The organism is Vibrio sp. 10N.286.55.E10 (genome assembly GCF_002872555.1).
GTDB lineage: Bacteria > Pseudomonadota > Gammaproteobacteria > Enterobacterales > Vibrionaceae > Vibrio > Vibrio crassostreae.
In genome coordinates this window covers 175367-186955 of record NZ_MCSD01000004.1, presented here as the reverse complement: position 1 = coordinate 186955, position 11589 = coordinate 175367, and the positions used below count along the sequence as shown (strand labels likewise).

Below are 11589 nucleotides of genomic sequence, written 5' to 3'. Positions count from 1 at the left end.
GATTAAGCCCTCGCACTAAGTGCATCAACAGGAGTGAGACGAGACGCCCGTTTTGCAGGAAAGTAAGAGGCTAAGAACGCCAGAATCAGTGTCACCGTTAACGCCATTCCAATCGAGCTTAACGTGATAACAGGTGATCCAATCCATTCTGGTAACGCCATCGAGCCAAGCAAATAAACCGTACCAAAGGACGCCATTAATCCCACGATGGATCCTAAGGTAACTAAGATAAGCCCCTCAATAATAAACTGAGACATGATGGAACCCTGTGTTGCACCAATCGCCAGCCGAACGCCAATTTCTCGAGTTCTTTCCGTAACAGAGAGAAACATGATATTAGCCACACCCAAAGCGCCAACCGCCATAGTCATAGCGCCACTGGTCGTCAGGAATATTTGAATACCACGAAAGATACCGGTAATCACGTCCCCACCCTCGCTAAAGTCGGGCAGATAGACCGCATCTTTATCCGTAGGGTCAAAGTGCATCTGTTTAGCAAAAAAATTAACAATATTACGTCTAAACGATGCGGAATCCATGGCTTCTACAGGCTTTAATAGCAGTTGCCATGGCTTATCGTTCCAGAGATCAAGATAAGTAGTTTGAGGCACAAAAACTCGTCGACTCTCACCGAAAGAGATCCCTCCTTCATTATCGACCATCACACCAATTACGTAGAATGGAATGCCGTTGATCTTAATATGGTCGCCAATGTCGACTCCGCCCATTTGAGCAATTCGATCACCCAATACAGCCACCCGTGTGTGGTTTGCCATATCCGTCACCGAAATATTTCGTGACCCAGGCTGCAACTTATTTTGTGAGATAGGAAAATAAGAGGGAGCAACACCACTCACCATACTGCCAATATTATGCCCTTGAGTATTCGTCACGCTGGTATCCCATTTAAGGTAAACAGCAGACGCCTCTTTAACAAAACCAGCCTGCTGGATCAGCTCAATTTTATCTTGTTCAAGGTTTATTTCGCGCCTTGAGGGCAAGCCCTGCCAAGGTTTACTCGTACTAGAGGGAAACACAACCTGAGTGTCATTGACCAAAAATGAGAAAGACTTCGTTTGATAACGATAGAAGCCTTCCCCTAGCGCCATTAAAACAACAACAGACAGTACGCCCCATGAAATTGCAATAATAGCCAAGGCACTTTTCATCCGATGCGCCAACAACGTTTGCCAAGTCTGAAGAAAAAGATTAACCATGGTGTAACGCCTGAGATATCAGCGCCATCGCTTCATCATCTAATTTACCAGTTGTCTGTAGCAGGCCTATTCTCTGACGCCAATAATCATATAAGTTGGTCTGTAGAAGGAACCTTGAATCAAATAAGCTGTTATGTGCATTGATAACATCTGAGGCTTCTAGGAAACCCGCGTCGTATAACTTTTCTTTGCTACTCAACACCTCTGCGCGAGACGCTACAACATCATGCGCCATTAACACTCGTTCCCAGTTGAGCTTCACTTGAGTAAAGTTCTGATCAATTCGCTTCTTGATGTCTATTTCAACCTTTCGTAAATCCTGCTTAGCCGTCAACAAGTTAAGCGAAGTTTGGTCCACTTTGGCGCGTGTTGAACCATTTAAATCAATAGGAACACTAAGAGTTAAACCCGCGTTAAATTCACCGTTGTCCAACCGATCACTGTCGTTATAGCCCACTTGCCCTTTAACTGTTGGGTAATAACCTCCTTGGGCGGATTTTTTGTCTAGCTTGCGCGCTTCAACGCCTTTTATGGCAACCAGTAATTCAGGGCTATTATTTCTCGCTAACTCAAGCCACTGCTGCTGAGAAGCCACCAGCATAGGAGGCTCAACCAAATTCTCAGTACGAATTTGATCCACCGAATCAGGAGCTTGGTTTATCAGCGCTTCCAGCTCTGACTTTTTACTTTCTAACTCTGCCTTTGCTCGCAGAATATTGGCTTTGTCAGACAACTGATTAGCACGCATCTCTTCCACATCAATCGATTTCACTTTGCCTGCTAGATAGCGTTTTTCGAAGATTTTTAGCAGCTTGCTGCCTTCCTCTAACTTACTGTTAGTTAGCTGTAAGTTACCTTGGGCGCTGCCTATATCGAGATAAACCAGAAGTAACTTAGCCGCCAAATCATTATGTGCTTGAGCCAATTCCAGCTGGGATTTCAGATAATCTGATTGTGCTTTATCTAATTCAGACCAAAGACTACTGTCCCAAATAACCTGAGACAGCTCTGCACCATACCGATTTGAACTACTGCGGTCTTCGCTCCAGTCTGCTGAAGCGCTCGCGCTTAAAGCGGGTAATAAAGAGCTGCGACTTAAATCCACCGAACTCTCGCCGAGTTGAACACCAATTCGGGCTTTCTCGTAATCAGGATCCGTCTGTTTGGCTCGCTGCCATGCTTGTTCAATAGAAAGGGCATATGAAGGACAACTAAGTACAGTTGCTAATAGCAAGCTGCCTATACTCAACAGGGTCGATTTACGAGGTGACAGAGGTTTGTCTAATCGCTGTGAACAACTAAACAGCGCTGGCTTAACCATGTGCTGCCCCCATCATACTGTTGTCGATGACGGTTTCGTCTAACTCCACACCTTCGATGACTTCAACATTGATACCATCTGATAGGCCCAGTTTTACCGCTTGCTTGTGGAAGCCTTGTTCTGAGCTATCTGGGATTAATACGTTAGGGCTGTCGCCTTCAAATTGCAGTGCGCGCTCTGGCAGAGTGAGTACATTTTCTGATTTAACTAGAATTATCTGAGCAGATGATGAGAACCCTGAACGTAACCGGACGTCTTGAGGTATTTTGAGCTCGCCAACTTCGACTTCAAAACCGTTATCAAAACTTTTGCCCGAACTACTATCAGCTGTCGAGTTAAGACTTTCAGACTGAATCGCAATCTTAGTCAGTACCCCTTCTATTTCGATACTTGGATAAGGTGCAACGGTCAGCGTTACTGGCATCCCCGGGGTAAGTTGTGCGGCATCATGCTCACTAACACTGCCCTTAAAAATCAGGCTGTTCATATCGGCCAATGACATCATTTCTGTTGCCGCTTGACTCGATTCAGTAGAAATAATCGGTTCTCCTACCTCGACTTTTCGATTCAACACCGTACCGTCTATCGGAGCATAAATGGTAGAGGTGAGGCGAGAGTTACCTATTGTCGACTCCCCGCTTTGAATCAATTCGAGGTTCTGACGTTTTTGCATAACGTCAGCCTGTGCTGATTTCACATTGGAACGTGCAGTCACATATTCGTCGTAGTTCTTAGGAATGATTTCTTGTTCAACCAAACTCTGCAGATTAGCGAGTTGTTGTTTTGCTGACTCAATGTTCGCCTCACTTCGCATCAACTCTGTCGAGGCATCGGTCAACGCTTTCGGGGTAGGGTTAGGGCGAACCTTAATAAGCGGCTGACCTTGCGTTACGTACTCACCAACACCAGCATAGATTTCACCAACGATCCCGTCGATTTGAGATTTGATAGACACAGAGTGAGCGGGAACGATATACCCCACCGCAACCGCCTGCTTTTCGATCGTCCCCGTGGAGACCGTTAGGGTTGGAAAGGCTTCTGGAGGCGTTGAAGTTTGAAAATAGAAATACGCACCTCCACCTATCAGCGTGGCACATGCCACAGACACTAACCCACGTTTAGTCATAATTTATCCAGCTCATTATTTTATATTTGTGAGCCCTATGACTACCGTGGATATGCGAAGTTCATAAATAGTATAAAATTTTATAATGCATAGCGTTAAAGCAAAATTAAACGACAAACTTTCTACGCCTCCTTTTAGCCTTATCATGACCATTTAAGTAGAAAGTTGTCTCCGTTTAACGCACTTTAAATCTCGTAGGCCCAGCACTCTTGTTGTATGTCGAGCAGCTCCGGCTTACCGCTCTCTAGCTGATAGAGGTGGAATTGGCTTAAAGGGGGCGAATACACATGTAACGTAATGAGCGGTTCATCTCCAGCCTGTAGATTCGATATCTGATGGATATCATTATCTTTACTGACGGTCACACTGCCCTCTTGGAAATGAGTCGACTGAGAAGCAAAAATATGGCCATTAGCCGCCGTTTCAAACAAGGTTTCCGTTGCTTGCCCGTGTAAAATTTTTACGCCACAAGACGTATTCAAATGATCGTGTATTTTACTTCTTTGCCCATTTAGCCAACTCAAAATTAAAACTTCGCAGTGGTCATTCTTGAAAAGTCTTTGTCGGCAGTATGTTTCTTTATCAAAACTCGCCAACGACTTGATCTCTTCTTTACTCAGCTCGATGTTATCCAATATGAACCGAATGGAAGCCAGAGACATAGGTTTATTCGCCAGCTGTATTTGGTCCATAAACTCTTGGAAATTAAGCTCATAATCGTTATTAATTAACGCGGCTAACGCAGGAGATTGCGTTGGGGTAATATCAGTACGTTGCAAAATACTTACCTCTAACTATGTTTTGCTCTTCCGAACTCGAAGTTAAAAGTTCTCTTCGAACGATGAAATATAGCTGATTCGATTCAGCACAAGTTTGGAGGATATTAACACCGTTTAAATGAAATTTAACAAGCAATCACAAGTATTTACATTGATATAACAAAAGCATCTAACAACCAATTGGAAGCAACGGAATTGCCATATTGACTTGAGATTTGAATAACTGAGTAATTTGAAATAGGAACAACAAAAGAACGGCTTCCATCACGGCTACTATTGCGCGTATCAATTGATGAAATTGATTCACAAGTCAGAAGAGATCAATCACAATCAAGGTTATGCTCACTGTTGAAATTAGTCTAACTGGATACTTATGATTAATCCCAAACTCATCGCCTTACTTCCTGATCTCGCCTCGTTCATCTTAGTGGTAAATGAAGGGAGTTTTACTGCGGCAGCAAAACAGCTAGGGGTGACACCTTCAGCGCTCAGTAAGCTGATTACACGTTTAGAGAAAGCACTGTCAGTCAAGCTATTCGAACGAACCACTCGTACGCTTATTATTACTCAGGCAGGCCAATTGGTTTACGACCAGAGCGTTGTCATGATTAACGCTGCACAGCAAGCGGTTGAATTGTCGACCTCTGATCACACAGAACCAGCAGGCTCCATAACAGTAGCGGCGCCTGAAGCTTTCTTAAACTCAGTGCTACAGCCTTTTGTTGTTCCATTTTTAAATCAGTATCCAGAAATCCAACTCAAGTTGAGAGCGGCCGATGGCGACATCGATATTTTACGTCAGGGCATCGACATCGCTTTCCGCCTAACCGATAAGCCCGACGAAAGCTTGGTTTTGAAAGAGCTTGGAAAGACAAACCTCGTGCTATGTGCGAGCCCCGACTATCTGAAAGCCAAAGGAGTTCCTAGCCACCCAACAGACCTTTCTGAACACGATTGTTTGTATCTTGCAGAGACAGACAAAGACCACATTTGGGACTTCCTTAAAGATGATGAATTTCACACGGTGCCCGTCAGTGGGCGGTACGCAGTTAACCACTCGCAAATGCGACTCAAAGGTGTGAAAGAAGGTCTAGGCGTCGGTATTTTCCATGACTTCGTGATTCAAGACGCGCTGGCTGAAGGTTCTGTTGTACAGGTATTAGAAGATTGGACCATCAAGAGTAATTACCATGGCGCCATCGCTATGCAGTTTGCACAAACCAAGTACATGCCCGCCCGCCTGCGCGTTTTCATTGACTACGCGATGGAACACTTGGGTGACAAGCTGGCAGGAGAAATAAACTGATGCTTAAAGGAATACACCACGCGGCAATAATCTGTTCAGACTACGAATTGTCGAAACGCTTTTATACGGAAGTTTTAAAACTTGAGATAATTGCCGAAAACTATCGTGAGGCTCGTCAGTCGTACAAACTTGACCTAGCGCTACCTAATGGCGCTCAAATTGAGTTGTTTAGCTTCCCTGATGCACCAGAAAGACCTAGTTTTCCAGAAGCTCAAGGGCTGAGACATTTAGCCTTTTGTGTTGATGACGTTCAGCAGTTCAAAAGCTATTTGGAAGGACAAGGAATCGACGTCGAACCGATTCGAGTGGATGAGTTTACGGGGAAATCATTTACGTTTTTCGCAGACCCAGACGGCCTGCCGCTAGAGCTTTATCAAATTTAAAGTCTTATTAATAAACAAACACCTTAATAACAAAACAGACCTTCTCAAGTCGAGAAGGTCTGTTTGTGATTCAATTAGCTCAACGCCGTTTTGAACTTCTCAACACGTGAGAACAGTAACCAGTCCAAGAGCATCGCAGCCACAATCGTTGCTCCCGCCAGTGGAAACAGTACCGAAATAACCACCACCGTCACCAAGCCAGCTTTCCATAAGCCTGCATCACCAAACTTAGGTGGTGTACCGAGCTTGCGTTGGCCTGACGGTCTGCGCATCCACCACATCACACCGCCAGTCACTGACACAACGATGAACGCCAAGCAAAACAAGGCATTTAGAAGCTTATTGATGATACTAATGTCACCTTGGTGCAGAGAAATACCAACAGCTAGCGTCTTGGCAATGAAGTTGTAATCTTGCCATGTCACTTCACCCAGAATACGGCCTGAGTATTGGTCTAGGTGTGTGGTGCGATCTTGAGTTGGATCGATGATATCACCGCCCATAGTATTGGCTGTCACCGTGTAAACACCCGTTTCTGAACGTGGGAAATTCACCTTGTAATGCGTGAAACCAAGAGATCGTGCTTTCTCAATAACATCATCAATCGCGAAACTGCTCGCCGCAATGACATGTTGAGAGTGGTCTTCTCCCATCTTAGAGTGATCATGAGGTTCAGACGCCTCTTCCACATGATGAACGTGTGCTGCTGGCTTATCTTGAGACAAAGGCAGTGGTGTTTGCTCCAAGTTCCACGGTAACTCTTCTTCCGAGCCATGGTTAAGTGATGCGTGCGTCTGATCTGACAATGGAATATCGTCCCACATTTGAGCCGGGAAAGTGCTCCATGCTTGAACAAGCTTACCGCCCCAGAAACCTGTCCACGCTAACCCTGATAGGATAAAGAGCAGCAGAATAAGAGATAACGTGCCACCTAAGTTCGCATGCAAGTCTCGCATCAGTACGCGAGGTCCGGATGACACTCTCAGCTTAAGAAAGCCAGCGCGGCTTGCATTGTCTCTTGGTAACCATAGGTAAATGCCACTAACTAACAATAGAATGGATAAACTTATCGCCACTTCAATCAGATAATCCCCCCAATCACCAATCAATAAAGTTCCGTGGATGTCATTTGCCAGTTGATACAGGCTGTCGCTGCGTGGCACCTCACCGACGACTTCACCAGTATATTGATTCAAAGTTGCGAAAACCGATGTGCCGTCTTCCAGAGAGACTGAAAAACGGTTCGCCAAGTCAGGCGCTTTGCTTGGTACAAATTGTGTCACTGAACCTTGCGGATATTGATTCTGCACTGCTGCTAGCTGTTGTGACACTTTAATCGGGTCGCCCGATGCAACAATCTCGATCGCATCGTGATGGAAAGCTAACTCGATTTCATCGTCAAACAACATCATTAAACCAGTAATACTTAACATCAGCATGAAAGGGATAACGAATAGCCCAGCATAGAAGTGCCAGCGCCAGGTGAGAAAGTAGAGAGTTTTATTGCGGTCTTTGTTTTTTATATTGGTTCTCGAACCGGTTGTTGCACTGCTTGTAGACTGCGAAGTCGCTTGTGCTTTCGCAGAGCTTTGAGATTCATTTCTCAACATTATTATTTCCTTTGACACACGCAAACATACCTTCTGAAGAATCAGAAAGTAATCTGAGCATGTTTAACTTTACTTAATACTTTGTTTTTTAATTATTTTAGAAGGTTAGGTTTAAGCAATATCAAAGGGAGGGCCGCGCGGGGCTTGCCTCGTGTAGCGTTCGCTTAGAGCCAAAAAAGCGTAGCTGTCTGAGACAATAGAACTCAGTCGAGTTGTCAGTAGTGTAGTTGGAAGTTCATCTTGGTGAAATGTGGAAAAATGGCTAAACGGACACGGCTTACCTTTGTGAGTATTCGGTTCGCCTTCTTCAATTTGAACCAGTTCAAAGCCGTTGACCGTACACAACGACGCCCATACTCCCGCACTGTTACCATGAGCATTGATAACAGGCATTAATGTCACTAAAGCCCAACTTAACGCTGTGGCAAGTAACATGGAGAGATTGAACGAAGTTCGGCGCATTATTCCAAATCTTTATAAATTCCCCTTATTATGAGGCACTTGCTATATAGGTAAACGTAAAGATTAACATCAGGTTAAAAAATTGAAGCTAACGCACACTCTATTTAGTTAAAAACCGGTTAAAACAGAAGCGCTAAAAAAATATTACGCACCTCAGTGCATCAAACTGATTAGAAAAAAGACAATAAAAAACGCCGCCTACATTTTCCAACAAAGGGAAATATAAGCGGCGTTTTAGAAGTTGAACTTTGTTATCTACTAACTTGTTTTGGTCACTCTAGCGAACAAGGTGGCTATCGGCAGTGATAGCTAAACAAATATAATACTAGACAAACGGAACAAATAAGCGAATTAACCGAAGATCTTACTCCAAATGCTTGGGTTACGCTTCTCATGGTACTCTTCACGAAGGCCGTCAATAGTACGAAGTTCTTGCTGTGCCGATTCTAAGTCACCTTGGTCTAGCTTCTGCTCAATGCTATCCAGTGATGCACTGATCTTTTTGAAGCCTTCCATGAAATTGTCTTCTTTCTCCACAGGGTAAACACCCGTTTTCAGCTCTGCCACTAGCGTATCTAAACGAACGATAGGCTTTTGCATCTCTTCAATGCTCTGAGCTTCTGCCGCTTGTTTGAACGCAAGCTTCATTTCTTGCATGTTTTTCTTAAGGTCAACATTAGCAAATGCGTTGCCAGACAATACTGAAGCAGCGATTAAACCAGATAAAAGGATTGAGCGAGTTTTCATTGTTTCTCCAAGTGAAGCTGTGACTTTGAAGATAGCGCCATCATTACTGTGGCACTTCGACTTTATTATTTTCGGCTAGTGTATACAAAAATCTGTCAGGCACAAAAATTGATTGTATCGAAATGCAAACCCGCCGACATTCTCTTAAATAAGAGCTGAGTATTCTGGGATTTCATTACGACCGCGTAAGGCCAAAAAGGCCAGGAATTGCTTTGGCGAATGGGTAATCACTTTACTCGAATCGACACCCACTTCATCTAACAATGCGGCGACTAAATCCAAGCCACCGACATCTAAACAGAAATGCGCATCGCTCCCTGTTGTAATAAATGCCCCCTTCGCCTTCGCTATTCTTGCAATCTCATAGCAGCGGTCAACACTGCCAACTCGGCTATTGCCTTTGAGTGTGGTGTTGTTGATTTCAATCGCCACGTTGTTCTCAACCGCACATTGAATAACGGCTTCAAAATCGAAATCAAAATTAGGATTGCCCAAGTGGCCAAGCGCATCAATTCGACCGCCCTTAATCACATTCACGAGAGCCTCTGTATGGGTCGCGACATCCGAAGGGCTAAAAACAGGCTCGTGGAAGCTGGCAATCACCCAATCTAGGTTCTTATCAACGCTCGGATGAATGTCGATTTCTCCCTGAGTGTTCATAATGTTTGATTCAACGCCGCGGATAATTGCAACGTCTTCGATAAAGCGAGGAAGCACACGCTGATTACTGAAGAACCAGTAGTGTGGCGCACCTGGCATTGATTCTGAATGATCAGTAGTACAAAACATGTCTAAGCCATTTTGTTTTGCCGACTTGGCATTCTCGATAAGCGTGCTGTAAGCATGACCACTTGCGTATGTGTGGGTGTGAGTATCTACTTTGAGTTCCATGAATCAATGCTCTCTTCGCTTGGTCTAGTCAATCAATTTTGAGTTGGGTTGGTCTAATATAGCTTCTTCAAAAATGCCCAACAGACACCTGCTTAATGTGATGCTGAGCGATTTGAAATCATATACTGTTCATCATTCAGTATTGTTAAAATTAATTCAATCGACAATAACCTGATTTCTCCCGCTATTCTTTGCTTTGTAAAGGCGCTTATCAGCAAGCATAAACAGATCATTTGGCGATGTGCTTTTCGTCGGAACGCATTCCGCTACACCTAGGCTCATCGTTACATGAGAAGCAATGGGTGAGGAACGATGAGGAATCGATTGACTGTGCAAAACCGTTAAGAATGAATTAAGGCGAGCTCTGCTTTGTTCTATAGATGTGCTTGGCAATATAATGGCAAATTCCTCGCCTCCTATGCGAGCAGCAAGGTCTGAGGGACGATTAAAAATTTGCTTCCATAACTTTGCGACTTGTTTAAGGCAAACATCTCCTTGATGGTGGCCATACGCATCATTATATTGCTTGAAAAAATCAATATCACCGATCACTAAGGTTAAAGTTTGCCCTTCGCGTTCACATCTAGACCATTCAGACTCAAACTTTTGATTGAATTTACGTCTATTAGCAAGAGAGGTTAGCTCATCAAAAAGTGCAATCTTTGTGAGATCTTGTTTTTCTCTCTGCAATTGCTCATCACGCAACTCATATTGATACAATGTTGCCAGCAACTCTTTTCTAGGAGCTTTAGTCAAATCCTTTATGGATAGTGGCGAACTAACAAACTTGGCAAAATCTCCCCTAAACAAAAAGTAGAAGATCAGCATTGGGACACTATAGCAGGCCGCAATCAGCAACTTACCCTGTATATTTCCGAATATGATAGAAACGATTTGCGGGCTCAGGCCAAAAGCTAAAACAGGAAACAGTACTCCATCCAAACAAAGGATAAAAACAAAGGCTAGCGTATAGATGAATGCCAACGCTGGTAGGTTGGAAAGGAACTTACTCACTTGTGTAAAAATAAACATCAATAACAATATTTCGAGGAGAATCAAAACCCCTCCAAGAACAAGAACTTTCAACGATACGTCAAAGATGCTGAAAGGGATTGCAAAAGGGTTCAACGCATACTCCGATTCCAGTAACCAAGCCATAAAGTTGAAACCAACAAAGGCAATCAAATCCACAGCTACTACTAACAGAAACATGTGTTTAAAAGTGCTAAAATCCCGCTCAATAATAATGAGCATTATAGTGCTCATCATGAATGCACCATAAGCAATATTTCCGCCTGAAATACTTAAATCTTCGGATAAAGGAAAGGAATAAACTGCACCAGCAAGCCCTCCCACTAAAAGTACAATACTAAGATAGTTATAAAATGCAGCTGTACGCACACGATTTTTTAACGTAGCAAAATACAATGGGAAAATTGAGTATATTCCTACATTGAGAATATAGGCTTCTAACGTCATTACTGTTCCTTCTAGGCTCAACACATACAGCACCTAGATGTTTTATAGATGTGCAAAATAACTGATGATATTAACATAATAACGCTTAATTGATAAAACACTCGGAATGCTTGTTTTTCTAGTCAGGAATATTAATAACACTAGATATGTATTGCCCACATCGAGCCTGTACAGCATCTCGGAGCAACCCTACCAACCACAAGTGACCATTAGCACTTAAAGATAAGGCTTTATTCTCATTTCACTTAGCTATCGGAAGCACGACTTT

At 43.6% G+C, this 11589-nt stretch carries 11 protein-coding genes; 2 read left to right on the top strand and 9 right to left on the bottom strand.

Annotated elements, in window-relative coordinates; genetic code table 11:
* Nucleotides 1-2: 2 nt before the first annotated feature.
* The 4 genes from BCV39_RS04430 to BCV39_RS04415 all read right to left on the bottom strand — a co-directional run bounded on the left by BCV39_RS04430 (nucleotide 3) and on the right by BCV39_RS04415 (nucleotide 4443).
* The gene (locus BCV39_RS04430; RefSeq protein ID WP_102431497.1) at nucleotides 3-1217 is read right to left on the bottom strand and encodes an ABC transporter permease; all 1215 of its coding nucleotides are present in this window, start codon (nucleotides 1215-1217) and stop codon (nucleotides 3-5) included.
* On the bottom strand, nucleotides 1210-2538 hold the full coding sequence (locus BCV39_RS04425) for a TolC family protein (RefSeq protein ID WP_102431496.1): 1329 nt from the start codon (nucleotides 2536-2538) through the stop codon (nucleotides 1210-1212). The genes BCV39_RS04430 and BCV39_RS04425 overlap by 8 nt, the downstream gene beginning before the upstream one ends.
* On the bottom strand, nucleotides 2531-3664 hold the full coding sequence (locus BCV39_RS04420; RefSeq protein ID WP_055319410.1) for an efflux RND transporter periplasmic adaptor subunit: 1134 nt from the start codon (nucleotides 3662-3664) through the stop codon (nucleotides 2531-2533). Before BCV39_RS04420 ends, BCV39_RS04425 begins: the two co-directional genes overlap by 8 nt.
* A 185-nt stretch (nucleotides 3665-3849) precedes the next feature.
* On the bottom strand, nucleotides 3850-4443 hold the full coding sequence (locus tag BCV39_RS04415) for a cysteine dioxygenase family protein (RefSeq protein ID WP_102431495.1): 594 nt from the start codon (nucleotides 4441-4443) through the stop codon (nucleotides 3850-3852).
* 373 nt (nucleotides 4444-4816) lie between these two features.
* Between BCV39_RS04415 and BCV39_RS04410 the strand changes: the two genes are divergently transcribed.
* Nucleotides 4817-5749, top strand: coding sequence for a LysR family transcriptional regulator (locus BCV39_RS04410; protein ID WP_102431494.1), 933 nt, complete (start codon nucleotides 4817-4819; stop codon nucleotides 5747-5749).
* A complete protein-coding gene (locus tag BCV39_RS04405) occupies nucleotides 5749-6132 on the top strand; it encodes a VOC family protein (protein ID WP_048608779.1) in 384 nt (127 codons plus the stop codon). Before BCV39_RS04410 ends, BCV39_RS04405 begins: the two co-directional genes overlap by 1 nt.
* 74 nt (nucleotides 6133-6206) lie before the next feature.
* Here the strand turns inward: BCV39_RS04405 and BCV39_RS04400 are convergent, their stop codons facing one another.
* From BCV39_RS04400 to BCV39_RS04380, 5 genes are all read right to left on the bottom strand, one after another.
* Nucleotides 6207-7742, bottom strand: coding sequence for a PepSY domain-containing protein (locus BCV39_RS04400; RefSeq protein WP_102431493.1), 1536 nt, complete (start codon nucleotides 7740-7742; stop codon nucleotides 6207-6209).
* Nucleotides 7743-7853: 111 nt separating this feature from the next.
* A complete protein-coding gene (locus tag BCV39_RS04395; protein ID WP_048663368.1) occupies nucleotides 7854-8204 on the bottom strand; it encodes a hypothetical protein in 351 nt (116 codons plus the stop codon).
* Nucleotides 8205-8555: 351 nt separating this feature from the next.
* Nucleotides 8556-8951: a cytochrome b562 gene (locus tag BCV39_RS04390; RefSeq protein WP_017100642.1), complete on the bottom strand. Its 396-nt coding sequence runs from the start codon at nucleotides 8949-8951 to the stop codon at nucleotides 8556-8558.
* A 144-nt stretch (nucleotides 8952-9095) separates the two neighbouring features.
* On the bottom strand, nucleotides 9096-9842 hold the full coding sequence (locus BCV39_RS04385) for a phosphatase (RefSeq protein ID WP_055319406.1): 747 nt from the start codon (nucleotides 9840-9842) through the stop codon (nucleotides 9096-9098).
* Between the two features lie 156 nt (nucleotides 9843-9998).
* Nucleotides 9999-11321, bottom strand: a complete 1323-nt coding sequence (locus tag BCV39_RS04380; protein WP_055319405.1) for a GGDEF domain-containing protein — start codon at nucleotides 11319-11321, stop codon at nucleotides 9999-10001.
* Nucleotides 11322-11589: the final 268 nt, after the last annotated feature.